We start from the raw sequence: 23,815 nt of genomic DNA, 5'->3' as shown, positions 1-23,815 counted from the left end.
GGGCGCGGCCTACCGCTCGCGGGCCGCCGAGGTGGAGGACATGTCGGGGTAGCGGTCGCCCGCCACCTTCCCGGCGATCGGTTCGAGGAGCACCAGCTCCTTGGCGCTCAGCGTGATGCGGGCGGCGCCGGCGTTCTCCAGGAGGCGGCTGCGCTTGCGGGTGCCGGGGATCGGCACGACGGTCAGGCCGTGCACCTGGGCCCGCTGCTGCACCCAGGCCAGCGCGATCTGCGCGGTCGTCGCGCCGTGTGCCGCCGCGATCTCGTGGAGGGGTTCGAGCAGGGCGGCGTTGGTGGCGGCGTTGTCACCGGTGAAGCGCGGCTGGAACCTGCGGAAGTCGCCCTCGCTCAGCTCCTTGCCCGCGTCCGCGAAGGCTCCGGTGAGGAAGCCGCGGCCGAGCGGGGAGTACGGCACGAAGGTGACGCCGAGTTCGGCGGCGGCCGCGACCGCGCTGTGCTCGACGTCGCGGCTGAAGACGGACCACTCCGACTGGAGGGCGGCGATGGGGTGCACGGCGTACGCCTCGCGCAGCTCGGCGCCGGTGACCTCGCTCAGGCCCAGGTACTTCACCTTGCCCTCGGCGACCAGCTCGGCCATCGCGCCGACGGACTCGGCGAGCGGCACGTCGGGGTTGCGGCGGTGCATGTAGTACAGGTCGATGACGTCGGTGTTCAGGCGGCGCAGGCTCGCCTCGACGGCCTTCTTGATGTAGGCGGGGCTGTTGTTGATGCCCCGGTACCGCGGGTCGTCGGCGCGGCGCTCGACGGCGAACTTGGTGGCCAGGGTCACCTGGTCGCGGTGGGCGGCGAGGAAGGGGGCGAGGAACTCCTCGTTGGCGCCGGAGCCGTAGATGTCGGCGGTGTCGATGAGGGTGACGCCCGCCTCGACCGTCGCCTCCAGGGTGTCGCGTGCGGCGGCCTCGTCGGTGGCGCCGTAGAACTCGCTGATGCCCATGGCGCCGAAGCCCTGGACGCCGATCCGTGGGCCGTCGGTCCCGAGCCGTACGGTGCTGATCTTCTCAACCGGGCTGTTGCTCATGGGGGTTCAGGCCCTTTCCGACGCCTTGCGGGCGTCCGCGTAATAGTCGATCTTGTAGTCGAGCACGGCGAGCGTGTCCTGGAGTTCCGCCATGCGTGCGACCACATCGCGCCGGGTCCGCTCCAGGAGTTCCTGGCGCGCCTCGAAGGTGTGCGCTCCCTCGCGGACGAGTTCGGCGTAGCGGACCATGTCGGCGACCGGCATGCCGGTCAGGCGGAGCTTGCCGACGAAGGAGAGCCAGTCGAGGTCCTTGTTGCTGAACCGCCGCTGTCCGGTGTGCGAGCGGTCCACGTGCGGCATCAGGCCGATCCGCTCGTACCAGCGCAGGGTGTGCGCGGTGAGTCCGGTGGACGCGACGACCTCGCTGATCGTGTAGCGGTCCTGGCCGTCGGGGCGCGGGTGGCGCGGATCCGTCGAGCAGAGGTCCTGCCGGGCCCGCTCCACTCGCACCGCTGTGCTTTCGATCACCGTCATGCCCTCCACGCTAGAACCTTCGAGTGCACTCCAAGCAAGCCGATTGCGTGACGTTCTCGTGTCGTGTCCGGCAGCCGCCCCTCCATACGCCGCTCCACGCGCCGGCCGGCGCTCCGGTCCGCACGTCCGCACATCCGCACACCGGCCGGGACGATCGCGTACTCGGGACGATCGAATACCGGCCCGGCGGCCCCGGCAACCCGACGGGCGGGGCCGGGCACCGCATCGGGGGCCACTAGGCTCGTACACATGGAGAGCCTGCGGATCATCGAGACCTGGCCCGTACCGACCGCGGCGGCGGCCGTGGTGCGGGCCGACGGAACGCTTGCCGGCACCCACGGGCCGGTGTCCCACCGGTTCCCCCTCGCCTCCGTCACCAAGCCGCTCGCCGCGTACGCGGCCCTCGTCGCGTACGAGGAGGGGGCGGTCGAGCTCGACGAGCCGGCCGGGCCCTCCGGAGCCACCGTCCGGCACCTGCTCGCGCACACCTCGGGGCTGGCCTTCGACGAGCACCGGGTGATGGCCCCGCCCGGGGACCGGCGCCTGTACTCCAACGCGGGGTTCGAGGAGCTCGGCGACCACATCGCGAAGCAGTCCGGCATCCCCTTCGCCGACTACGTGCGCCAGGCCGTGTTCGAGCCGCTCGGCATGGCGTCCACCACGGTGGAGGGCTCCCCCGCCAAGGACGGCGTCTCCACCGTCGAGGACCTCGCGCGCTTCGCCGCGGAGGTACAGGTGCCGCGGCTGCTCCACCCGGCGACCGTCGCCGAGGCGATGCACGTGCAGTACCCGGGCCTCAAGGGCGTGCTGCCGGGCTACGGCCACCAGAACCCCAACGACTGGGGCCTCGGTTTCGAGATCCGCGGCGCCAAGTCGCCGCACTGGACGGGCAGTTCGTCCTCGCCGCGCACCTTCGGCCACTTCGGCCAGGCCGGAACGTTCCTGTGGGTCGACCCCGACGCGGGCCTGGCCTGTGTGGCGCTGACGGACCGCGCGTTCGGGCCGTGGGCCGCCGAGGTGTGGCCGGCCTTCACCGACGCGGTGCTCGCCGAGTACACCCGGCGCTGAGCCGCGCGCGGCGTCCGCCGGCCTCACACGGAGCCGAGCTCCCACACAAGGACCTCGGCGGCTTCGTCCGCCGCCAGTTCCAGGCCTGCCGCGCCGGTGATCCGCGCCGAGTCGCCCGGCGCGAGCTCCTCCCGCGCCAGGCGGACCCGGCCGCGCACGACATGGACGTACACACCGGGCGCGTCCGGAACGGCGGTGCGCTCACCGCTCGCGAGACGGCGGACGTGGAGCATGGCGCCCGCGGGGCGCACCGCGTAGGGCGTGGAGTCGGCGATGCCCCGCACGATGTCGTACGCGGGGGCGCCTCCCGGCTTCGTCGGCGCGAGCCACATCTGGAGGAAGACCAGCGGGTCCTGGCCTTCGTTGCGTTCCTCGTGCCGGACGCCGCCCGCGGAGCTCAGGCACTGCACGTCGCCGGGGCGCACCAGCGTGGTGTGGCCCGCCGAGTCGCGGTGGGTGAGCTCGCCCTCGACGACCCAGGTGAGGATCTCGGTGTGGCTGTGCGGGTGCTCGTCGAACCCGGCGCCGGGCGCGAGCCGCTCCTCGTTGCAGGCGAGGACGGACCCGAAGCGCAGGTTGTCCGGGTCGTAGAACCGGCCGAAGGAGAAGGCGTGCAAGGACTCGATGCCGGCATCCGGGTCGCCGCCCGGATAGCGCTCGTCGCCGCGCCTGACTGAAATCACGCCCACCACCGTAGACCCCGCGGCGCCGGCCCCGCCCGTTTGTCGCCGGGACTCACCCCGGCCCGGCGAAGAGGGTTCCCGATAAGGCACTCTTGTCCCCGTGCCAGCACCCGATCCCGTACACCCCGCGAAGAATGCCCATCCACACGCGGCGACCCTGAAGCGTCTTGAGCAGTCCTCGGGCCGGCTCGCGGCGAACGCGATCGCCCGTATGGACGCGACGCTGCCGTGGTACCGGGCGATGCCGCCGGAGAACCGGTCGTGGATCGGTCTGGTCGCCCAGGCCGGCATCGCGGCCTTCACCGAGTGGTTCCGGCATCCCGAGACGCCGCAGGCGATCTCCACCGACGTCTTCGGCACGGCCCCGCGCGAGCTGACGCGCGCGATCACCCTGCGCCAGACCGTGGAGATGGTGCGCACCACCATCGAGGTCATGGAGACCGCGATCGACGAGGTCGCGGCGCCGGGCGACGAGTCGATCCTGCGCGAGGCGCTCCTCGTGTACGCCCGTGAGATCGCCTTCGCGACGGCCCAGGTGTACGCGCAGGCCGCCGAGGCCCGTGGCGCGTGGGACGCCCGGCTCGAATCCCTGGTCGTCAACGCGGTGCTGTCGGGCGAGGCCGACGAGGGCGCGGTGTCCCGGGCCGCGGCGCTGGGCTGGAACTCGCCGGAGCACGTGTGCGTGGTGCTCGGCACGGCCCCTGACGGCGACAGCGAGCTGACCGTGGAGGCGATCCGGCGGGCCGCACGGCACACCAAGCTGCAGGTCCTCACCGGGGTGCTCGGCAACCGCCTGGTCGTCATCGCGGGCGGCAGCGACAATCCGCTCCAAGTGGCGAAGGGCCTGATCGGGCCGTACGCCGCGGGTCCCGTGGTGGCCGGACCCGTGGTGCCCGACCTGCTGGCGGCGACACGGTCCGCGCAGGCCGCGGCGGCCGGCCTGAAGGCGTGTTCGGCCTGGCAGGACGCCCCGCGGCCGGTTCTCGCGGACGATCTCCTGCCGGAGCGGGCGATCGCGTCCGATCCTGCCGCGCGCGAGCAGCTGGTGGAGGAGATCTACAGACCGCTGGAGGAAGCCGGCTCCGCGCTCCTGGAAACCTTGAGCGTTTATCTGGAGCAGGCGAGCAGTCTTGAGGGTGCGGCCCGGATGTTGTTCGTCCACCCCAATACCGTTCGCTACCGGCTCCGACGTGTGACGGACGTCACCGGGTGGTCGCCGTCCGACGTGCGCTCCGCGTTCACGCTGAGGATCGCGCTGATCCTGGGGCGCTTGGCCGACGGAGATTCGCAGTCCTAGACTTTTGTCGGACACCCACAATTCCCCCGACGGTTCTTCGTCCCTGTCCCCACGGGCGTACCGAGCCGTCCACAAGAGAGAGTGTGAGAGTGCTCGTACTCGTCGCTCCCGGCCAAGGCGCTCAGACGCCCGGCTTCCTGACTCCTTGGCTCGACCTTCCCGGCGCGGCCGACCGGCTCGCCGCGTGGTCGGACGCCATCGGTCTCGACCTCGTCCACTACGGCACGCAGGCCGACGCCGACGCGATCCGGGACACCGCCGTGGCCCAGCCCCTGCTGGTCGCCGCGGGTCTGCTGTCCGCCGCCGCGCTGGGTGATGTCACCCCCGGCGCCGTCGCGGGCCACAGCGTCGGAGAGATCACCGCCACCGCGTTCGCGGGCGTCCTGTCCGAGGAGGCCGCGCTCGGCTTCGTGCGCAAGCGGGGCCTGGGCATGGCCGAGGCCGCGGCCGTGACGCCGACCGGCATGGCCGCGCTGCTCGGCGGCGACGCCGAGAACGTGCTGCCGCACCTGGAGAAGCTCGGCCTGACGCCGGCGAACGTGAACGGCGCGGGCCAGATCGTGGCCGCCGGCACCGCCGAGCAGCTCGCCGCCCTGGAGGCCGACAAGCCCGAGGGCGTGCGCCGCGTGGTGGCCCTCAAGGTGGCCGGCGCGTTCCACACGCGCCACATGGCCCCCGCGGTGGCGTCCCTCGAAGAGGCCGCCACGTCCCTGGACATCGCCGACCCGCGGTTCACCTACGTCTCGAACGCGGACGGCAAGACCGTGGCGAGCGGCCAGGAGATCGTGGCCCGCCTGGTCAACCAGGTCTCCAATCCGGTCCGTTGGGACCTGTGCATGGAGACGTTCACGGAGCTCGGCGCGACGGCCCTGGTCGAGCTGTGCCCCGGTGGCACGCTGACCGGCCTCGCCAAGCGTGCGATGCAGGGCGTGAAGACCCTTGCCCTGAAGACCCCCGCCGACCTCGACGCGGCTCGCGCGCTCATCGCCGAGCACGCATCCGCCTAAGGAGCGAAGAGCCATGTCGAAGATCCGGCCCAGCAAGGGCGCACCGTACGCGCGCATCATGGGCGTGGGCGGCTACCGGCCCGTGCGGGTGGTGCCCAACGAGGTGATCCTGGAGACGATCGACTCCTCGGACGAGTGGATCCGTTCGCGCTCCGGCATCGCCACGCGGCACTGGGCCTCCCCCGAGGAGACCGTGGCCGCGATGTCGATCGAGGCCTCCGGCAAGGCGATCGCCGACGCCGGAATCACCGCCGACCAGATCGGCGGTGTGATCGTCTCCACCGTCTCGCACTTCAAGCAGACCCCGGCGGTGGCGACCGAGATCGCCGACAAGCTGGGCACCGACAAGGCCGCCGCGTTCGACATCTCGGCCGGCTGCGCGGGCTTCGGCTACGGTCTGACCCTGGCCAAGGGCATGGTCGTCGAGGGTTCCGCCGAGTACGTCCTGGTCATCGGCGTGGAGCGGCTCAGCGACCTGACCGACCTTCAGGACCGTGCGACGGCGTTCCTGTTCGGCGACGGCGCGGGCGCGGTCGTCGTGGGACCCTCGGACGAGCCGGCCATCGGCCCCACGATCTGGGGTTCCGAGGGCGACAAGTCGGAGACCATCAAGCAGACCGTGCCGTGGACCGAGTACGACAGCTCGGGCAAGTTCCCCGCGATCACGCAGGAGGGCCAGGCGGTCTTCCGCTGGGCCGTGTTCGAGATGGCGAAGGTCGCCCAGCAGGCGCTGGACGCGGCCGGAATCAGCCCGGACGACCTGGACGTCTTCATTCCGCACCAGGCCAACATGCGGATCATCGACTCGATGGTGAAGACTCTCAAACTGCCGGACCACGTCACGGTCGCCCGTGACGTGGAGACCACCGGCAACACCTCGGCCGCCTCGATCCCGCTCGCAATGGAGCGGCTCCTGGCGACCGGACAGGCGAAGAGCGGCGACACCGCGCTCGTCATCGGCTTCGGGGCGGGTCTCGTGTACGCCGCGACGGTCGTTACCCTCCCCTAGGCACTCCGGATATTCCGGAAGCCCGTAATTCGAAGCATTAACACCGAAGGAGCGCCAACATGGCCGCCACGCAGGAAGAGATCGTCGAGGGTCTCGCCGAGATCGTCAACGAGATCGCTGGTATCCCGGTCGAGGACGTCCAGCTGGACAAGTCCTTCACCGACGACCTGGACGTCGACTCGCTGTCCATGGTCGAGGTCGTCGTCGCCGCCGAAGAGCGCTTCGACGTCAAGATCCCGGACGAGGACGTCAAGAACCTGAAGACCGTTGGCGACGCCGCCGACTACATCCTGAACCACCAGGCCTGATTCAGGACCTGAATTCGGGCTGCCACCCAGCGGTGGCGCCGCTGATTCACGTCCCTTACACACGTGGAGAAACTTCCTGTGAGCTCGACCAATCGCACCGTGGTCGTCACCGGTATCGGCGCAACCACACCGCTGGGTGGCGACACCGCCTCGACCTGGGAAGGTCTGCTGGCGGGACGCTCCGGTGTCCGCCCCCTGGAGGGTGAGCGCTTCGCCGAACTGCCGGTCAGGATCGCGGCTCCGGCCGCGGTCGACCCCGGTGAGGTGCTGCCCCGCCCGCTGGCCCGCAAGCTGGACCGCTCGGCGCAGTTCGCGCTGATCGCGGCCAAGGAGGCCTGGGCGGACGCCGGCTTCACCGCCCCGGCGGGCGACGAGGCCGGTATCGCGCCGGAGCGGCTCGGCACGGTCATCGCGTCGGGCATCGGCGGTGTCACCACCCTGCTCGACCAGTACGACGTGCTGAAGGAGAAGGGCGTACGCCGCGTCTCCCCGCACACCGTGCCCATGCTCATGCCGAACGGCCCCTCGGCCAACGTCGGCCTCGAGGTCAACGCCCGTGCGGGCGTGCACACCCCCGTCTCCGCGTGCGCGTCGGGCGCCGAGGCCATCGGGTACGCCGTCGAGATGATCCGCACCGGCCGCGCCGATGTCGTGGTCGCCGGCGGTACCGAGGCGGCCATTCACCCGCTGCCCATCGCGGCGTTCGCCAACATGATGGCGATGTCCAAGAACAACGACCACCCCGAGCAGGCCTCGCGCCCCTACGACAAGGCCCGTGACGGCTTCGTCCTGGGTGAGGGCGCCGGCGTGGTGGTCCTGGAGTCCGCCGAGCACGCCAAGAAGCGCGGTGCGCGGGTCTACTGCGAGGTGCTGGGCCAGGGCCTGTCGGCCGACAGCCACCACATCGCGCAGCCCGAGCCGACCGGTCGCGGTGTGGCCGCCGCGGTGCAGAACCTGCTCGACGCCACCGATCTGAAGCCGTCCGAGGTGGTCCACCTCAACGCGCACGCCACCTCGACGCCGCAGGGCGACATCGCCGAGATCAAGGCGCTGCGCAAGGTCCTCGGCGACGACCTGGACCACGTGGCGATCTCCGCGACGAAGTCGATGACCGGCCACCTCCTGGGTGGCGCGGGCGGCATCGAGACCGTCGCCACGGTCCTCGCCCTGTACCACCGCACGGCCCCGCCGACCATCAACATCGACGACCTCGACGACGAGGTCGACGCGTCCCTGGTGAGCAGCGAGCCGCGCAAGCTGCCCGAGGGGTCGATCTCCGCGATCAACAACTCGTTCGGCTTCGGCGGCCACAACGTGGTGCTCGCCTTCCGCTCGGTCTGAGCGGTCTGCTCGCACCGGGCCGTCTGCTCGCTCCGGGCCGTCTGCTCGCTCCGAGCGGTCCGCGGAGGCGTCCACGGCTCCGTACCCGACGAAAAGGGCCCCACCGTCCGGTGGGGCCCTTTCGCATACGCGGGGTGTGTCCGGGTGATCAGACGACCTGGTGCAGCCAGCGCACCGGGGCGCCCTCTCCCGCGTAGCGGAAGGGCTCCAGCTCGTCGTCCCAGGGCTTGCCGAGCAGCTTGGCGATCTCGGCCTCCAGGTCGGTCTCGCCCTGCACGGAGCGGGCGAGGGCGGCCCGCAGCCGGTCCTCCGGGATCAGGATGTCGCCGTGCATGCCGGTCACGGCGTGGAAGATGCCGAGGTCGGGCGTGGCGCTGTAGCGCTCGCCCTCGGCGGTGGCGCAGGGCTCGGCCGTGACCTCGAAGCGCAGCAGGTGCCAGCCGCGCAGCGCGGAGGCGAGCTTGGAGGCCGTGCCGGGTTCGCCCCGCCAGGAGAACTCGGCTCTCCAGGTGCCGGGCGATGCGGGCTGGCGGATCCAGTCGAGCTGGACGCGCACCCCCAGGACGCCGGCCACGGCCCATTCGACGTGCGGGCACAGCGCGCGCGGGGCGGAGTGGACGTAGAGAACTCCACGTGTCGTCACCGGGACCTCCAGTGCGGTTCGAGGTTCGCCTTCCCCAGCGGCCTCGCGCCCCTGCCGTTCCCGGTCAGGACAGCACCTGACATTCTGCCCCTGGGTTCAACAGTAAACAGCATCGGGAGCGAATCTCCTGAAAAGGGACAGTATGTGACGTGATGTAATTTACCGGAGCCGTCTGGCGCGGTCCTTCTGGCTGGACGGGCCAAAGCTATCGCGCGGAGCCCCGCCAAGGGTGTCGTACTGTCGGTCGGAGCGCCTTCGGACACCAAGCTTTCACCCGCGAGGACGCCGCGAAAACCGACGACCGCCGCACGGAGAGGGACCCTGGATGCCGGACAGCCGCCGTAGCCGACGTGTTCGCGTCACGGCCGCCGTGCTCGCGGCGGGCGCCCTCGCCCTGAGCGCCGGCTGCTCCTCGGGCGGCGGCCACTCCCCGGCACGGCCGTCCGCCTCGAAGAAGCCCTCGCCGAGCCCCTCGCCGGCCTGGAACCGCAGCCCCGCCTCGCTGGCGGCGGTGGGCGATTCGATAACCCGGGGCTTCGACGCCTGTACGGTCCTGGCCGACTGCCCGGAGGTGTCCTGGGCCACCGGCAGCGACGCCAGCGTCGACTCGCTCGCGGTGCGTCTGCTGGGCCCGGCGGCGCCCACCCGCAGCTGGAACTACGCGAAGACCGGCGCGCGCATGTCCGATCTGCCGGCCCAGATGGGCCTGGCGGCGGCCGAGCACCCGGGGCTCGTCACGGTGATGACGGGAGCCAACGACGCCTGCCGCGACGATGTGACGGCGATGACCCCGGTGGCGTCCTTCCGCACCCAGTTCGAGCAGGCGCTGCACACGCTGCGCGCGGCCTCCCCCACGTCCCAGGTGTACGTGGCGAGTGTGCCCGACCTCAAGCGGCTGTGGTCGACCGGCCGGGGCAGCCCGCTGGGCAAGCAGATCTGGAAGCTCGGCATCTGCCAGTCGATGCTGGCCGACGCGGACGATCTGGGTGCGGCGGCGTCCACGCGGCGGGGTGAGGTGTACGAGCGGGTGGTGGCGTACAACGAGGTGCTCAGGGACGTCTGCGCGAAGGACCGGGCCTGTCGGTACGACGGCGGTGCGGTCTTCTCCTACGCCTTCACCGGCACCCAGCTCAGCCCGTGGGACTGGTTCCACCCCAGCAAGGACGGCCAGGCCCACCTGGCGAAGATCGCCTACGACAGGGTCACGGCCCCCACCCCCTGAGCCCCCTGGGGCTCCGCCCCGGACCCCGTATCGCGCCTGAAGGGCGCTCGTCCTCGAACTCCGGACGGGCTGACCATGCCTCCACCGAGCCACGTAAGGGGCGCGAGGAACCGCGCGGGACGTGGGCACGGTCCGCACACGACAGCGGGGTTGGGGGCGCGGGTGCCTCCAAATGCGCCCGCCCCCCACCCTCCGAGGGCTACACCTCCAGCGTCGCCCCCAGCCGCGCGTCCACCAGCGAGTGACACGCCCGCACCTCGTACTGTCCGGGGACGAAGCGGAAGGAGCCCGCCGACTCGTCCCAGATCTCGAACGCCCGCCCGCGCAGCGGGATTTCGACCTCGACCGATTCGCCCGGCGCACCCTCCACGGAGGCGAACCCGGCGAGCCAGCGTCGAGGCCGCTCGACCGCGTCGGCGACCGGGGCCAGATAGATCTGGACGGTCTCGCGCCCGGCCCGCGCACCCGTGTTGCGGATGCGGACCGTGGCGAGCGCGGGGGTCACTTCGAGGGACTCGTACTCCCAGGTCGTGTATCCGAGCCCGTGTCCGAAGGAGTACGCGGGCTTCACCGCGTCCCGGTCGTACGCCCGGTAGCCGATGAACAGGCCTTCCTCGTAGGGAAGCCGGCCGTCCACAGGGTGCACCTCGGTGACGGGGGCGTCGGCGAGGCGGGCCGGCCAGGTGGTGGGCAGGCGCCCGCCGGGCTCGGCGTGGCCGAGCAGCACGTCGGCGAGCGCGGCGCCGCCCTCCTGCCCGGGGAACCAGCTGAGCAGTACCGCCGCGACGTCCTCGCGCCACGGAAGCTCCACCGGCGAGCCGGAGTTGACGATCACGACGGTGCGCGGGTTGGCGGCGGCGACGGCCCGCACCAGGTCGTCCTGGCGGCCGGGCAGGCGCAGGTCGCGCCGGTCGAAGCCCTCGGACTCGACGCGGTCGGTGGTGGCGACCACCACCACGGCGAGGTCGGCGGAGCGCGCCGACTCGACCGCCTCGGCGATGAGTTCGTCCGCGTCGCGCTGCGGGCCGAGGTGGGTGAGCGAGAACATCACGGCGGTGAGCGCGGCGCCGGGCATCCGGTGCACGGTGTGCAGCAGCGACACCTCGACGGGCTCGCCCGCGGTGAGGTGGGTGCGGCCGCGTTCGGCGGGGGCGCCGAAGAACGCCTCGAACGGGTCGGCGCCCTCCCTCAGTTGCTGGGTGCCCTCCCACAGGGCGCGGCCGTCGACGGTGAGGGCGAACGCGCCGATGCCCCGGGTACCGAAGGTGTGCTCGCCGCTCTCGCGGGGGGTGAAGGTGCCGGTGACCTCGATGGAGTGCAGGTTCTCGTGGGTGACCCCGGCGGGCAGGTCGTCGCCGATCCACTGGACCTGGCCGGTGGGCAGCGAGCCGGTGCCGAGGACGTTCCCCTCGGCGTCGCGGCACACGGCGCGCAGCTCGAAACCCTGGTCGGCCGGGGCGAGTTCGTCACTGGGGTCGGCGCCGACGGTGTAGGTGAGGGCGCCCTCGGGCAGGGCGGCGGTGAGGCCGTCGAGCGGGGAGACGACGCGCTCGGGGAAGACGGTGGCCGAGCCGCCGCCCAGGACGCGGGCATCGCGGGCGGCGGCGCCGATGAGCGCCACCGTGCGCTCGCGCGCCGGGTCGATGGGCAGGGTGTCGTGTTCGTTGCGTACGAGGACGAAGGCGCGGCGCGCGACCTCGCGGGCCAGGGCCTGGCCGTCGAGGGCGGCGGGAAGGTCGGTGACGGCGGGCTCGACGCCGTCGAGGATGCCGACGCGCGCGGCGAGCCGCAGCACGTTGCGCACCGCGTCGTCGACGACCGCCTCGTCGACGTCGCCCCCGCGGACGGCCGCGGCGAGCGCGTCGCCGTACACGGTCGCCGGGCCGGGCATCGCGACGTCGAGACCGCCGAGGATGTCGCCGACGGTGGAGCGGGCGGCCATCCAGTCGGAGACGATGAACCCGTCGAAGCCCCACTCGCCGCGCAGGACGTCGTTCTGCAGGTGGCCGTGTTCGGTCATCGTGGTGCCGTTGACCTGGTTGTAGGCCGACATGATGCCCCAGGGGTGGGCGTTTTCGACGATCGTCTCGAAGGGGGCGAGGTAGAGCTCGCGCAGCGGGCGGGGGGCGATGACGTTGTCGACGGTGAAGCGGTCGGTCTCGGCGTCGTTGGCGACGAAGTGCTTGACGGTGGTGCCGACGCCGCCGCCCTGGACGCCGTTGACGTAGCCGGAGGCGATCTCCCCGGTGAGGCACGGGTCCTCGGAGTAGCACTCGAAGTGCCGGCCGCCGAGCGGGGTGCGGTGCAGGTTGACCGTCGGCGCGAGCAGCACGTGGACGCCCTTGCGGCGGGCCTCCTGCGCGAGCACGGTGCCGGCCCCGCGGGCGAGCTCCGGGTCCCAGGTGGCGGCGAGCGCGGTGGGCGAGGGCAGGGCGATCGAGGGGTCGTCGGCGGTCCAGCGGACGCCGCGCACTCCGATCGGCCCGTCGGACATGACCAGGGATTTCAGCCCGATCTCGGGGAGCGCGGGCAGGGACCACATGTCCTGCCCGGCGAGGAGCCGGGTCTTGGCCTCCAGGTCGAGTTTGCCCAGAGCCGCCTCGACGGCCTCGGTGTAGTCGGGGGTGGAAACTGATGCGCCAGCCACGGCCGTACCTCCTCGGAGAAGTCCGCTGATGGGCCCATGGTGACCGGTTCACCTGTAGAACGGTAGGGTTAGTTACCTTACCGTGATAATAGGATGCCGTACGGTCCTCTCGGACCATCGAAGGGCCGGCACGAAGCGGGGGCAGACATGGCGAGGACCAGGAGCACCAGAAGCGAGGAACGGCGCGCGGAGATCCTGCGCGCCGCCCTCGAGGTGATCGCTGAGCGCGGCTACCGGGGCGCCTCGCTCGGCGCGGTGGCCGAGCGAGTCGGCCTCACCCAGCAGGGCCTGCTCCACTACTTCCCCACCAAGGAGGCGCTGCTCGTGGCCGTCCTCGACGAGCGTGACCAGTGGGACACCGGAGGGCGGCGGGCCTCCCCCGACGGCTGGCGCCTCGAACTGCTCGCGGCCCTCGTCGAGTACAACGCCATGCGGCCCGGCATCGTCCAGACGTTCTCGGCGCTGCTCGGCGAGTCGGTGACCGACGGCCATCCGGCCCGCCCCTTCTTCACCCGCCGCTACACCCAGGTGCGCGAGGAGATGACGGCGGTGCTGCGGGCCGAATTCGGCGACCTGCTGCCCGGCGGCCTCACCCCGGAGCGTGCCGCGCCGCTGCTCGCCGCGGTGATGGACGGCCTGCAGTACCAATGGCTCCTGGACCCCGAATCGGTGGACATGGCGGGCGCCTTCCACGACTTCGTGACGCTGCTCCACGGTCCCGACGGCTCATAAGTCCCCCTATCCACAGGGGAGTTCCTTGCCAATACTGGGCGCCACCCGACCCCGACGGAAGGATCCACGGTGCGACGACGTGTACGGGTGGCACGGTTCGGCCCGGCCCTGGCGGCGCTGACGTTCTGCGCCCTGCTCGGCCCGGCCCCGGCGCGGGCGACCCCGGCGCAGGCGGCCCCGGGGCAGGCGACGGCGCCGCGGACGGCCACGGTCGAGGAGCGGCGCCTCGACGGGGCGGTGCCGAAGGAGATCCTCGCGCGCAGCGGATTCGCCGATGTGACACCGGAGTTCGCCCGTGCCCTGCACGGCGTGCGGTCCTACGACGCGGCCCAGCGGCTCGTCGAACGCGAGGGCACGCGGCTGTGGCGACGGGCGGTCGACCGGGTGCAGGGCCGGGGCCCGGCCGGCGGCGACCTGAGCCGCGACGACGACCGCCCGCTGTACTGGGCCCGGCTCGGCCTGACCCGTGAACTCAGGCTCTGGACAGCGGAGTTCGACCTGACCCGGACGCAGCGGACGGCCCTGATCGACCGCGTCGAACAGACCTCGCGCGGCCAGACCACCCTCGGCTATCCCGCGGGCAGGGGCTACCGGCGGATCCTGCTGACCGGCTTCGACCCGTTCACGCTGGACAGCGACATCCGCATCAGCAACCCCTCGGGCGCGACCGCGCTCGCCCTGGACGGCACCTGGATCCGCACCGCCGACGGGCAGCGCGCCCGGATCGAGACCATGACCTTCCCGGTGCGCTGGCAGGACTTCGCGGACGGGGCGGTCGAGCGGGCACTCACCCCGGTGCTTCCGAAGGTGGACCTGTTCACCACGGTGAGCCAGGGCCGTGTGGGGCGGATCGACGTCGAGCGGTTCAACGGGGCCTGGCGGGGCGGTTTCCCGGACAACGCCGACGCGTCGAGCACCGGCCCCGTCCCCGTGCACGACCCGGCCACCCAGCCCCAGTGGACCCGTACGACGCTGCCGTACCAGGACATCGTGGCCGCGGACACGGGCCGCTTCCCGGTGTACGACCACACCGACGTCACCGAGATCCCGGCCGGCACGACGACCCCGGTCGACCGGCCCGACGGGCCGACGCCCGGCTCGGCGGCGCGGGCCGGGGGCGGCGGCGACTACCTCTCCAACGAGATCGCCTACCGGGCCACCCTGCTCCGCGACCGCCTCGGCCTGCGCATCCCGGGCGGCCATGTGCACACGCCGGTCCTGGAGTTCGGCCCGGACAACACCGACCCGAGGACGGGCACGGTGAGCGATCCCCAGTTCGTACGCAACCGTCTCGACATCGTGGCCCAGATGCGGGCGATCGTGGCCGTGGCGGCGGGGGCGGCTCGCTAGGGCCGGCCGGGGGGACGGGCGCTAGGGAGCCCGGAAGGGGGCCGGGGCCGCGCCGGCCGCACCCACTTCCGCGTCCGCCGCCGAGCCGTCCGCGTCGGAGCGGTTCGCGTCGGAGCCGTCCTCGCCGGAGCCGTCCGACTCGCCGAGCAGGTCGCGCACCATCAAGGTCGCGCCCGCCACCGCTCCCGGCATCAGGAAGACCGCGACCAGCGGGACGACGAAGGCGAGGGCGAGAGGCACACCGAAGCCCAGGACCAGCAGGCGGCGCGAGCGCAACAGGGCGAGGCGGGGCCGCAGTTCCATGCCGCGGCGCTGGAGGGCGACCGCGGTGAGTTCCTCGGCGAGGAAGAAGCCCGTGACGCAGAACCCGATCGCCGGGATCACGCTCTGCCCGATCACCGGGACGAAGCCGAGCCCGAAGAGCACGATGCCGTAGAACGCGACCCTCACCAGGACGCGCAGGGAGTCACGCGCGGAGATCCACAGCTCGCGCCAGAGCGGGAGGCCCGACTCGGGGGCCGCGCCGCCGCTCTCGGCGCGGTCCACGTCGGCGGAGAGCTTCTCGTAGAAGGGCTGCCCGACGAGCAGGGTCACCGCGGTGAAGGAGATCACCGCGAGGAACAGGCCGAGCGCGAAGACCAGCACCGTGAGGAACCCGCGGAACAGGCCGAGCCAGGGCGAGGACCAGCCGTCGGCGAACGGGGTGGCCCAGCCCGCGACGTCGTCCGCGCCGTAGGCGAGCCCGATCAGCGCGCCCGCGTACAGGACGAGGGTGATGAGGCCGGGCAGCAGTCCGATGCCGAGCGACCTGCCGTGCCCGGCGGCCCACCGCTGCCCCTTGACCAGATATCCGAAGCCCGCCCCTATGTCACGCATGCCTGCGACCCTATCCGGCCGGCCGGAGAGGGAATCCGGAGCGTCGGACGTCACGCGCCGCCCGGACGTCACGCGCCGCCCGCACGGACCGCACCGCACCGCACGGACCGCACGGACCGCACCCGCACCGCTCGCACCCGCACCGCCCGCTCAGGCGCGGGCGAACCGGTCGAGCGCGGCCTGGGCCGCGGCGCTCACCTCCGGGTGGCCGAAACCGTGGCGCGCGTCGTCGATCACCCGGAGCTCGCACCCCGGCCAGCGCGCCGCGAGCGCGCGGGCCGGGTCGGGCGGCGAGCTCACGTCCTGCGCCCCGGTGATCAGCACGCCGGGTATGCCCGTCAACTCGGCCGCTCCCGCGACTAGTTGACCTTCTTCGAGCCATGCGGCGTGGCGCCACATTGGGGTCTCCCCTGCTCATTGAGAGCTTGGGGAAGAGTGACTAGGCGGGCGATGGTCATGCGGACGTCCGGGTCGGCGTACCGCGAGTCACCGAAGTCGTCCGGGAGCCGGGCCCCCGGCGGCCGTACGTGGGTCTCCTCCCAGCGGCACCAGTCGTACGCGGCCCTCTCGCGCACCGCGGGATCGGGGTCGGCGAGCAGCCGGGCGTACGCGTCGACCACGCGCTCCCCCTCCCGGGGCCGCCCGGCGTCCCGGTAGGCGGCCCATGCCTCGGGAAAGTGGACCCCGACGCCCTCGGTGACCCATTCCACTTCGGCGCGGCTGGTCGTCGTGACCGAGACGAGGACGACCTCGCTGACCCGCTCCGGGTGCGCCTGTGCGTACGCCATGCCGAGCGTGGCGCCCCAGGAGCCGCCGAAAACGAGCCACTTGTCGAGGGACAGGTGCGCACGCAGGCGCTCCATGTCGGCGATCAGATGGTGCGTGGTGTTGGTGGCGAGGCCGGTCGAGGCGTCGCCGGCCGTCGGCGTGGAGCGGCCGCAGCCGCGCTGGTCGAAGAGGACGACCCGGTAGCGGGCGGGGTCGAAGTAGCGGCGCCAGAACGGTGTCGCGCCGGACCCCGGGCCGCCGTGCACCACGACCGCGGGCTTGCCCTCGGGGTTCCCGCAGACCTCCCAGTAGACGCGGTTTCCGTCACCGGTGTCGAGCATGCCGTGGTCGTACGGGGCCGTTTCGGGAAATGTCATGTGGGCCATCATGACGAAGGACCGCGCCTGTCGGGGCGCGGTCCTTCGTCGGATGCGGGTTACGCGACGGCGAGGTTCACCGTGATGTTGCCGCGGGTCGCCTTGGAGTACGGGCAGACCTGGTGGGCCTTCTCGATGAGGTCCTGGGCGGTGGCGCGGTCCACGTTCGGAATGGTCGCGGTGATCTCGACGTAGATGCCGAAACCGTCGTCGTTCTTGCCGATGCCGACGTGCGCGGTGACGGTCGAGCCGGAGATGTCGGCCTTCTCGTTGCGCGCGACGACGCCGAGGGCGCCCTGGAAGCAGGCGCTGTAACCGGCGGCGAAGAGCTGCTCGGGGTTGGTGCCCGCGCCGTTGCCGCCCATCTCCTTCGGGGGGTTGACCACGACGTCCAGCTGGCCGTCGTCGGTGGAGACGCGGCCGTCACGGCCGTTCTCGGCGGTGGCGACGGCGGTGTAGAGAACCTCGGACTTCTGAATGGACATGCTGGGGTGCTCCTCCTGGGTACGCGGCCGCTCGCGCCTCACGGCCGCCGGGATGTGGAAAAACCTTATCGGATCGCGGAAACCGTGAGGCGGAGTGTGCGGTGGCTCACTCGGTGGGGTCCCGGTGCCTCACTCGCTCCCGCGTACCCCGGCCGCGTACCCGTCGCGCGCGGCGCACACTCCCCAGGGGGTCACTTGCCGAGCGAGACGACCATCTTTCCGGTGTTCTCGCCGCGCAGCATGCCGAGGAAGGCGTCGACGCCGTTCTCGATGCCCTCGACGACGGTCTCGTTGTACTTGAGCTCGCCGGAGGCCAGCCAGCCCGCGACCTCGCCGACGAACTGCTGCTGCATGCCGTAGTGGTCGCCGACCAGGACGCCCTTGAGCTGAAGCCGCTTGCCGATGATCATCAGCATGTTGCGCGGGCCCGGGGTGGGCTCGGTGTCGTTGTAGCCCGCGATCGCACCGCAGAGCGTGGCGCGGCCGTGGACGTTGAGCGTCGAGATGGCGGCTTCCAGGTGCTCGCCGCCGACGTTGTCGAAGTAGACGTCGATGCCGTCCGGGGCGGCCGCGCGCAGTTGCTCCAGGACCGGGCCCTTCTTGTAGTTGAAGGCGGCGTCGAAGCCGAGCTCCTCCACGAGCCACTTGACCTTCTCGTCGGAACCGGCGGAGCCGATGACCCGGGAGGCGCCCTTGAGCCGGGCGATCTGGCCGACCTGGCTGCCGACGGCGCCGGCCGCGCCGGAGACGAACACGGCGTCGCCCTCCTTGAAGGAGGCCACGTCGAGCAGGCCCGCGTACGCGGTGAGGCCGGGCATGCCCAGGACGCCGAGGTAGGCGGAGAGCGGGGCGATCCCGGCGTCCACCTTGGTGGCGTGCGCGGCGTCCAGGTCGGCGTACTCGCGCCAGCCGAGGGGGTGCAGGACGTGGTCGCCGACCGCGAACCTGTCGTCGCGGGAGGCGATGACCTCGCCGACCGCCCCGCCCTGCATGGGCTGCTCCAGCTCGAACGGCGCGACGTAGGACTTCGTGTCGTTCATCCGGCCGCGCATGTACGGGTCGACCGACATGGCGATGTTGCGGACCAGGATGTGGCCGGGAGCCGGCTCGGCGACGGGGGTCTCCCGCAGCGCGAAGTCGGACGGCACGGGCCAGCCGTTCGGACGGGCGACGAGGTGCCAGGCGCGGCTGGTGGCGGGCAGTGCGGGTGAGGTGGCCATGGGGTGCGTCCTCCTGCGAAGCAAAAACTGATCGGTATGCGGTACGTCGGGCACATCAGTACCTCCGCTCCGGGCACGCGACACGCGGCGCACGGCCGCGGTGCGACCGAACGGCCGCGTGCCGCCGCCCAAATACTTCAGGCACTGAAAGAACCATGCTCCCACATATTTGAGATTGTCAAGTAAGTCGGTAGGCTGAGGGCATGGCCCCCCGAACGGATCCCCTGAGCCTCGAAGTCGTCGAGCTGATCGGCACGATCGTCAGCCGCTACTACGAGGAGTACGAGCGGGCCGCCGCCGAGCACTCCCTCACCGGAGCCCAGGCCCGGGTGCTCGGTCTGCTCTCCCACGAACCGATGCCCATGCGGCAGATCGCCCAGAAACTGAAGTGCGAGCCGTCGAACATCACGGGCATCGTCGACCGCCTCGAAGCCCGCGGCCTGGTGGAACGCCGCCCCGACCCGGCCGACCGCCGGGTCAAACTCGCCGCCCCCACCGCGGAAGGCCACGGCGTCGCCGTCCACCTGCGCGAATCGCTGAACTTCGCGAGGGAGCCGCTGGCGGAGCTGTCGCCTCAGGAGCGTCGGGTGCTGCGGGACCTGCTGAAGAGGATGCTGGGCACGTGACGCGGAACGCCCGACGGCGGGCGTCCTCAACCTGACCGCGGACTCCTCGAAGAGGCGCGGGGATCAGGCGCACCACGAGGTCACGCGCACCACCACAAGATGCGGTGACACGTCTTGCTGGGCGTGGGCGAGGGCGCAGGCGGAGGAGGCGCCGGAGCCGAAGCCGACGGCGACGGGGGCACGGACTCGCCGGGACCGGGCATATCGGACGCCCCCGGCGAGGCGGAGGACGTGGGCTCGGACGAGGAGGGCCGGGGGGCGGCGGGCCCGGAGACCGTCCCCTTCGGCGAGGGACTGGCGGGCCGCGGCGCACCCGCTCCACCCGGCGCCCCGGTACCCGCACCGGAGCCGCGTCCCCGCGAGGCCACCGGCTCGGCGGTGGGTCTGGACGGTGCCGTCACCGCGCCGCCGGACGGACCGGAGGGAAGCGGCTGGGGGTCGGAGATCGTCTCGTCCTCGTGCACGGACGAGGCGCGGTCGTTGACCGGCGGCTCCATCGCCATCTGGACGAATCCCACGGCCCCGGCCACCAGGACCAGACCGGCCGATCCGAAGAGGACCACCTTTCCCCGCTTGCGGCGGGCCCGCCGCCCTTTGCGGGCGGCACGGCGATGGCCGGAGGGCGCGAGCACCTCCGCTCCGCCGCGGGACGGCGCGCCGGCATACACGAGGAGCTCGTCCTCGGGTGCGGGCGCCAGCTCTTGCGCCGGGGTTCCGCAGCCGGCGCAGGCCAGGGCGCCGTTGAGGTGCCGTCGGCAGGAGTGGCAGTAATCCATGGCTCCGGGAGGCTATGCGGCGGCCGGGCAACAAAAGGGGCCGGAGATGTGTGGATCTTGTGCGGAAGGACGCCGTCCCGGGCGCGGCCGCGTGACGAATCGCCATGGACCGGGGCGTTGTCAGTGGGGCCGGGCAGGATGGACGTCATGACGGAAACCGTGACGCGTCCGTTCGGCCCGCTGGAGTTCCAACTCGTGCTGCTGCGGCGGATGGCCGATCACCAGCCGGGCCTCGTCGAGGACGCGCGCCACGAGCTGGGCGCCTCGATCGCGGACATGCGCGAGGCCAACAAACGCTGGCAGGGAATGCTCCGCTCCTCCCGCTCCCGCGGAGCGCTGTCCCGCTACCGCTCGGTGCTCGGGCCGCCCGAGGCGGTCGTGCCGCGCAGGATCGGTGACCTGGAGTGCGAGGCACAGCTGTGGCCGGTGCCGCTCTGGCCACGGCTGCGGTTCGAGGTGCTGGCGGGGCCCGGGGGCGCGGTGTGGAACGAGTGGCTGATCAGGGCCCCCGGCATACCGGGCCCCGAGCTGCGCGGGGTGGCCGACCTGCGGCCCTGGTCGTGCACGGTGGACGAGGCGGCGCGGGCCTTTCCTCCGGCCCGCCCGATGGAGGGCTCGGCGCCGACCCGCTGGCAGCTGGAGGTCACCCCGCCGGACGGCCGGGCGCGCGTTGCGGAGTTCACCTGGGGGCTGCTGCAACGGCTCCTGCCGTAACGAGCCGGCCCGATCCGGGTTCCGCGCTCCGGCGGCCCGGCGTGCCCCTGCCCGCTTCCGGCTTCCCGCTTCCGGCTTCTGGCGGCACGGCGCCTCCCCCTGCCCGCTTCCGCTTTCTGGCTGCCCGTCAGCCCGTCCTCCCCGACCGGCGCATCCCAGCGCGCGCCGGTCTTCGAGCGGCCACATGATGCGAACTACGTACCGGTCGCAGGAAGCGAAACACGTACCGCTCTCGGGAGGATCTGCCGTGACCGTCAGTCTTGAGCAGTTGCGCCGTTGCCATGTAGCCGTAGACCTCGGAGCCGCCAGGACCCGGGTCTACATCAAGGGAGCGGGGCTCGTCGTGGACGAGCCGAGCGTGGCCGCCGTCAACACGCGCACCGGTGCGCTCATCGCGGTCGGCACGTTCGCCGAGCAGATGACCGGCCGTACCCCCGACTACATCCGGGTGGCCCGCCCGGTGTCCGGCGGCACGGTCGTCGACATCGAGATGGCCCAGCGCATGCTGCGCCATCTGCTCGGCGAGAAGCTGCGCCGCCAACTGCGCCGCAAGCCGAGGCTGCGCGCCGCCGCCTGCACCCCGCACGACAGCGACCCGCTCGCCCAGCGCGCCGCGATGGAGACCCTGGTGGGGCTCGGCGCCCGCCGGGTCGAGCTCGTCGACACCCTGATCGCGGCGGCCGTGGGGTGCGGGCTCCCCGTGGAGCAGCCCACCGCCACCATGATCATGGTGTGTGGCGCCGCCACCACACAGATCGCCGTGCTCTCCCTCGGTGCCATCGTCACGGCCGTACGCATCCCGGTCGGCGGCGAGGCCATCGACCACGCGGTCATCCAACACCTGCGCCACCAGCACGAGTTGATGCTGCCGAGCCAGTCCGTACGCCCGCTGCAACTGGCCCTGCGCGGCAACGGCCTCACCCCGCAGGGCCCCGCGTCCACCGAGATCCACGGCCGCGACGTGGCAACCGGCCTCGCCCGCTCGGTGCAGGTCGACACCGCCGCCGTGCGCAACGCGATCCACACCCCGCTCACCGCGGTCCTCGACGGCATCGGCAAGGTGCTCCGCGAGTGCCCGCCCGACCTGGTCGCCGACCTGGCCGAGCGCGGCATCATGATGGTCGGCGGCAGCGCGCTGCTCCCCGGCCTCGACCAGATGCTGCGCGACTCCACGGGCGTGCCGGTGCACATCGCGGAACGCCCCGACGTGTGCGCCATCCAGGGCCTCGGCGCGATGCTGGAAGGCAAGATCCAGCCGATGGTCCTCAGCCCGATGTCCGAGTGAGCGGCACGACAGCCGCGCCGCCGGGGCCGTACGGCGGCGGTGAGGGATCCTCGAAGGATGAGTGAAGCGGAGAGCCGGGGCGGCACGGGCCCCGCGGGCCCGGAGAACCCCGGCCCCGCGGGCCCGGCCCGCACGCCGACCGAGGAACGGCACGACCCCCGGCCGACGGCCCGGACGCGCACGAAGCCCCCGGCCCCGCACACCCCCGAACCGCCACCGCCACCGGCCCGCCCGGCATCCGAGGGACCCCACGCCCCCGGACCGCCCACCCCCGACCGGGAACCGGACAGCGCGGCGCCCCGGCTGCCGATGCTGCTCCAGGCCGTGCTCAGCGTCGGGACCGACCTCGAACTGCGCACCACCCTCCAGCACATCGTGGACACCGCGACCGAGCTGACCCAGGCGCGGTACGGGGCGCTCGGCGTGATCGATCCCGAGCGCGGGCGCCTCACCGAGCTGTTCACCTCCGGCCTCTCCGACGCCGAGCGCGAGCGGATCGGCCCACTCCCCGACGGGCGTACGGGGTTGCTCGGCGCCCTCGTCCAGGACCCCCAGCCGCTGCGCCTGGACGACCTGCTCGACGACCCCCGCTCGGCCGGCCTGCCGCCGGGCCACCCGCCGATGCGCTCGTTCCTCGGCGTCCCGATCCGCGTGCACACCCAGGTGTTCGGCAACCTCTACCTCACCGAGAAGCGCGGCGGACCCTTCACCGAGGACGACCTGGCGCTGCTGCGGGTCCTCGCCGCGCAGGCCGGCATCGCCGTCGGCAACGCCCGGCTGTACGAGACCGTACGGCTGCGGGAGCGCTGGATCGACGGCGCGGCCGCCGTCACCACCTCCCTGCTCACCGGCGACAGCGCCGCGAACGCCCTGATGACGGTGGCCGAGCGGGCGCGACTGCTCGCCGACGCCGCGGCCGGGGTCGTGCTCCAGCCCACCGCGGCCGGCGGCATGGAGATCGTCGCCGCGTCCGCGCCGGACGACCCCGACGACATCATCGGCACGACGATCGAGCCCGGCTCGCCGGTCCTGGTCCAACTCCTGGGCGGGGAACCGGTGTTCCTGGAGGACTCGGCGACCGACCCCCGGATGACCACCCACGTACGCACCCGGTTCGGGCCGAGCATGATGCTGCCCCTCCAGAGCGGCGGCAAGCTCATCGGCACGCTCGCGCTGCCCCGCCGGCGCGGCGCCCGCCCGTACACGGCGGTGGACCGGCTGCTCGCCTCCCAGTTCGCCTCGCAGGCCGCCCTCGCCCTCGTCCTGGCCGACGCCCAGCACAACCGCGAGCAGCTCGCGGTCTACGAGGACCGCGACCGGATCGCCCGCGACCTCCACGACCTGGTGGTCCAGCGCCTTTTCGCCACCGAGATGATGCTGGAGTCGACCCGGCGCCGCGCCGAGAAGGCCGCGGTCGACGACACGGACGAGCTGCTCACCCGGGCCGTCGACGAACTCGACTCCACCATTCAGGAGGTACGCACCGCGATCTTCGCCCTCCAGCAGCCGCCCGCCGACGCCCCGACGACGCTGCGCGGCCGGGTCCTGCGCGAGACGGCGGGCGCGGCCGCGCTGCTCGGCTTCCGGCCCTCGGTGCGGTTCGACGGCGCGGTCGACGCGCTGGTCGGCGAGCCCGTGGACACCCAGCTGGTCGCGGCCCTGCGCGGCGCGCTGGCCGCGGCGCACCGCCGGGCCGGGGCCTCCTCGGTGCGCGTCGTCGTCGACGCGGGCGCCGAACTGCCGGACGGGCGGCCCGCGGTCCGGCTCACCGTCGTCGACAACGGCATGCGCGACGACGGCATCCGCGGCACGACCCTGACCTGGCAGGCCCCGCTGGAGTGATCACCCGTGACGGTGCTCACGCTTCGG

At 72.4% G+C, this 23,815-nt stretch carries 22 protein-coding genes and 1 pseudogene; 13 read left to right on the top strand and 10 right to left on the bottom strand.

Features of this window, described 5'->3' with window-relative positions; genetic code table 11:
• Window positions 1-9: 9 nt before the first annotated feature.
• Together OG432_RS24110 and OG432_RS24105 are read right to left on the bottom strand one after the other, a co-directional pair.
• Window positions 10-1,038 (bottom strand): aldo/keto reductase, encoded by a 1,029-nt coding sequence (locus OG432_RS24110; protein ID WP_328313030.1) that lies wholly within the window; start codon window positions 1,036-1,038, stop codon window positions 10-12.
• A 6-nt stretch (window positions 1,039-1,044) separates the two neighbouring features.
• On the bottom strand, window positions 1,045-1,512 hold the full coding sequence (locus OG432_RS24105) for a MerR family transcriptional regulator (protein ID WP_328313029.1): 468 nt from the start codon (window positions 1,510-1,512) through the stop codon (window positions 1,045-1,047).
• Between the two features lie 249 nt (window positions 1,513-1,761).
• Between OG432_RS24105 and OG432_RS24100 the strand changes: the two genes are divergently transcribed.
• The gene (locus OG432_RS24100) at window positions 1,762-2,580 is read left to right on the top strand and encodes a serine hydrolase domain-containing protein (RefSeq protein ID WP_328313028.1); all 819 of its coding nucleotides are present in this window, start codon (window positions 1,762-1,764) and stop codon (window positions 2,578-2,580) included.
• A gap of 23 nt (window positions 2,581-2,603) precedes the next feature.
• Here the strand turns inward: OG432_RS24100 and OG432_RS24095 are convergent, their stop codons facing one another.
• The gene (locus OG432_RS24095) at window positions 2,604-3,263 is read right to left on the bottom strand and encodes a pirin family protein (RefSeq protein ID WP_328313027.1); all 660 of its coding nucleotides are present in this window, start codon (window positions 3,261-3,263) and stop codon (window positions 2,604-2,606) included.
• Window positions 3,264-3,363: 100 nt separating this feature from the next.
• On the opposite strand from OG432_RS24095, the gene OG432_RS24090 reads away from it, so the two are divergent.
• The 5 genes from OG432_RS24090 to fabF all read left to right on the top strand — a co-directional run bounded on the left by OG432_RS24090 (window position 3,364) and on the right by fabF (window position 8,225).
• A complete protein-coding gene (locus OG432_RS24090) occupies window positions 3,364-4,560 on the top strand; it encodes a PucR family transcriptional regulator (protein ID WP_328313026.1) in 1,197 nt (398 codons plus the stop codon).
• 89 nt (window positions 4,561-4,649) lie between these two features.
• Window positions 4,650-5,567, top strand: coding sequence for an ACP S-malonyltransferase (locus OG432_RS24085; protein ID WP_328313025.1), 918 nt, complete (start codon window positions 4,650-4,652; stop codon window positions 5,565-5,567).
• A 13-nt stretch (window positions 5,568-5,580) separates the two neighbouring features.
• Window positions 5,581-6,576 carry a ketoacyl-ACP synthase III gene (locus OG432_RS24080; RefSeq protein ID WP_328313024.1) on the top strand — a complete coding sequence of 332 codons (996 nt, stop codon included), beginning with the start codon at window positions 5,581-5,583 and terminating at the stop codon, window positions 6,574-6,576.
• 59 nt (window positions 6,577-6,635) lie between these two features.
• Entirely contained in the window at window positions 6,636-6,884 is a 249-nt protein-coding gene (locus OG432_RS24075; RefSeq protein WP_328313023.1) for an acyl carrier protein, read from the top strand.
• A gap of 78 nt (window positions 6,885-6,962) precedes the next feature.
• Window positions 6,963-8,225, top strand: coding sequence for a beta-ketoacyl-ACP synthase II (gene fabF / locus OG432_RS24070; RefSeq protein WP_328313022.1), 1,263 nt, complete (start codon window positions 6,963-6,965; stop codon window positions 8,223-8,225).
• A 148-nt stretch (window positions 8,226-8,373) separates the two neighbouring features.
• Here fabF and OG432_RS24065 read toward each other — a convergent pair whose 3' ends face one another.
• A complete protein-coding gene (locus OG432_RS24065; protein WP_267053406.1) occupies window positions 8,374-8,868 on the bottom strand; it encodes a DUF3145 domain-containing protein in 495 nt (164 codons plus the stop codon).
• A 325-nt stretch (window positions 8,869-9,193) separates the two neighbouring features.
• On the opposite strand from OG432_RS24065, the gene OG432_RS24060 reads away from it, so the two are divergent.
• Window positions 9,194-10,090 (top strand): SGNH/GDSL hydrolase family protein, encoded by an 897-nt coding sequence (locus tag OG432_RS24060; protein ID WP_328313021.1) that lies wholly within the window; start codon window positions 9,194-9,196, stop codon window positions 10,088-10,090.
• A 199-nt stretch (window positions 10,091-10,289) separates the two neighbouring features.
• On the opposite strand, the gene OG432_RS24055 is transcribed toward OG432_RS24060, so the two are convergent.
• Window positions 10,290-12,737 (bottom strand): glycoside hydrolase family 3 protein, encoded by a 2,448-nt coding sequence (locus OG432_RS24055; protein WP_328313020.1) that lies wholly within the window; start codon window positions 12,735-12,737, stop codon window positions 10,290-10,292.
• 147 nt (window positions 12,738-12,884) lie between these two features.
• On the opposite strand from OG432_RS24055, the gene OG432_RS24050 reads away from it, so the two are divergent.
• On the top strand, window positions 12,885-13,469 hold the full coding sequence (locus tag OG432_RS24050) for a TetR/AcrR family transcriptional regulator (RefSeq protein ID WP_328313019.1): 585 nt from the start codon (window positions 12,885-12,887) through the stop codon (window positions 13,467-13,469).
• Window positions 13,470-13,538: 69 nt separating this feature from the next.
• Window positions 13,539-14,819 carry a pyroglutamyl peptidase gene (locus tag OG432_RS24045; protein ID WP_443058442.1) on the top strand — a complete coding sequence of 427 codons (1,281 nt, stop codon included), beginning with the start codon at window positions 13,539-13,541 and terminating at the stop codon, window positions 14,817-14,819.
• Between the two features lie 21 nt (window positions 14,820-14,840).
• Here OG432_RS24045 and OG432_RS24040 read toward each other — a convergent pair whose 3' ends face one another.
• The 4 genes and pseudogenes from OG432_RS24040 to OG432_RS24020 all read right to left on the bottom strand — a co-directional run bounded on the left by OG432_RS24040 (window position 14,841) and on the right by OG432_RS24020 (window position 18,545).
• A complete protein-coding gene (locus tag OG432_RS24040) occupies window positions 14,841-15,695 on the bottom strand; it encodes an EI24 domain-containing protein (RefSeq protein WP_328313018.1) in 855 nt (284 codons plus the stop codon).
• A 150-nt stretch (window positions 15,696-15,845) separates the two neighbouring features.
• A pseudogene (locus OG432_RS24030) lies at window positions 15,846-16,849 on the bottom strand (alpha/beta fold hydrolase).
• 50 nt (window positions 16,850-16,899) lie between these two features.
• A complete protein-coding gene (locus OG432_RS24025; protein WP_100576701.1) occupies window positions 16,900-17,325 on the bottom strand; it encodes an organic hydroperoxide resistance protein in 426 nt (141 codons plus the stop codon).
• A 191-nt stretch (window positions 17,326-17,516) separates the two neighbouring features.
• Window positions 17,517-18,545, bottom strand: coding sequence for an NADP-dependent oxidoreductase (locus tag OG432_RS24020; protein WP_328313015.1), 1,029 nt, complete (start codon window positions 18,543-18,545; stop codon window positions 17,517-17,519).
• A 203-nt stretch (window positions 18,546-18,748) separates the two neighbouring features.
• Between OG432_RS24020 and OG432_RS24015 the strand changes: the two genes are divergently transcribed.
• The gene (locus OG432_RS24015) at window positions 18,749-19,171 is read left to right on the top strand and encodes a MarR family winged helix-turn-helix transcriptional regulator (RefSeq protein ID WP_328313014.1); all 423 of its coding nucleotides are present in this window, start codon (window positions 18,749-18,751) and stop codon (window positions 19,169-19,171) included.
• A gap of 80 nt (window positions 19,172-19,251) precedes the next feature.
• Here OG432_RS24015 and OG432_RS24010 read toward each other — a convergent pair whose 3' ends face one another.
• Window positions 19,252-19,947 (bottom strand): SCO2400 family protein, encoded by a 696-nt coding sequence (locus tag OG432_RS24010; RefSeq protein WP_328313013.1) that lies wholly within the window; start codon window positions 19,945-19,947, stop codon window positions 19,252-19,254.
• 147 nt (window positions 19,948-20,094) lie between these two features.
• Here OG432_RS24010 and OG432_RS24005 point away from each other — a divergent pair, with 147 nt between their 5' ends.
• The 3 genes from OG432_RS24005 to OG432_RS23995 all read left to right on the top strand — a co-directional run bounded on the left by OG432_RS24005 (window position 20,095) and on the right by OG432_RS23995 (window position 23,788).
• Entirely contained in the window at window positions 20,095-20,661 is a 567-nt protein-coding gene (locus OG432_RS24005; RefSeq protein WP_328313012.1) for a hypothetical protein, read from the top strand.
• A gap of 247 nt (window positions 20,662-20,908) precedes the next feature.
• Entirely contained in the window at window positions 20,909-21,946 is a 1,038-nt protein-coding gene (locus OG432_RS24000) for a rod shape-determining protein (protein WP_328313011.1), read from the top strand.
• A gap of 309 nt (window positions 21,947-22,255) precedes the next feature.
• Window positions 22,256-23,788, top strand: coding sequence for a sensor histidine kinase (locus OG432_RS23995; protein WP_328315223.1), 1,533 nt, complete (start codon window positions 22,256-22,258; stop codon window positions 23,786-23,788).
• Window positions 23,789-23,815: the final 27 nt, after the last annotated feature.

The sequence above is a fragment of the Streptomyces sp. NBC_00442 genome, from assembly GCF_036014195.1.
Taxonomy (GTDB): domain Bacteria; phylum Actinomycetota; class Actinomycetes; order Streptomycetales; family Streptomycetaceae; genus Streptomyces.
This window is presented reverse-complemented; position numbering and strand designations above follow the sequence as displayed.

Coding starts and splice junctions, on each gene's coding strand:
- OG432_RS24080 (WP_328313024.1), top strand. CDS start 5,581: ATGTCGAAGATCCGGCCCAGCAAGGGCGCACCGTACGCGCGCATCATG.
- OG432_RS24105 (WP_328313029.1), bottom strand. CDS start 1,512: ATGACGGTGATCGAAAGCACAGCGGTGCGAGTGGAGCGGGCCCGGCAG.
- OG432_RS24005 (WP_328313012.1), top strand. CDS start 20,095: ATGACGGAAACCGTGACGCGTCCGTTCGGCCCGCTGGAGTTCCAACTC.
- OG432_RS24040 (WP_328313018.1), bottom strand. CDS start 15,695: ATGCGTGACATAGGGGCGGGCTTCGGATATCTGGTCAAGGGGCAGCGG.
- OG432_RS24015 (WP_328313014.1), top strand. CDS start 18,749: ATGGCCCCCCGAACGGATCCCCTGAGCCTCGAAGTCGTCGAGCTGATC.
- OG432_RS24060 (WP_328313021.1), top strand. CDS start 9,194: ATGCCGGACAGCCGCCGTAGCCGACGTGTTCGCGTCACGGCCGCCGTG.
- OG432_RS24100 (WP_328313028.1), top strand. CDS start 1,762: ATGGAGAGCCTGCGGATCATCGAGACCTGGCCCGTACCGACCGCGGCG.
- OG432_RS24110 (WP_328313030.1), bottom strand. CDS start 1,038: ATGAGCAACAGCCCGGTTGAGAAGATCAGCACCGTACGGCTCGGGACC.
- OG432_RS24010 (WP_328313013.1), bottom strand. CDS start 19,947: ATGGATTACTGCCACTCCTGCCGACGGCACCTCAACGGCGCCCTGGCC.
- OG432_RS24050 (WP_328313019.1), top strand. CDS start 12,885: ATGGCGAGGACCAGGAGCACCAGAAGCGAGGAACGGCGCGCGGAGATC.
- OG432_RS24025 (WP_100576701.1), bottom strand. CDS start 17,325: ATGTCCATTCAGAAGTCCGAGGTTCTCTACACCGCCGTCGCCACCGCC.
- OG432_RS23995 (WP_328315223.1), top strand. CDS start 22,256: ATGCTGCTCCAGGCCGTGCTCAGCGTCGGGACCGACCTCGAACTGCGC.
- OG432_RS24075 (WP_328313023.1), top strand. CDS start 6,636: ATGGCCGCCACGCAGGAAGAGATCGTCGAGGGTCTCGCCGAGATCGTC.
- OG432_RS24020 (WP_328313015.1), bottom strand. CDS start 18,545: ATGGCCACCTCACCCGCACTGCCCGCCACCAGCCGCGCCTGGCACCTC.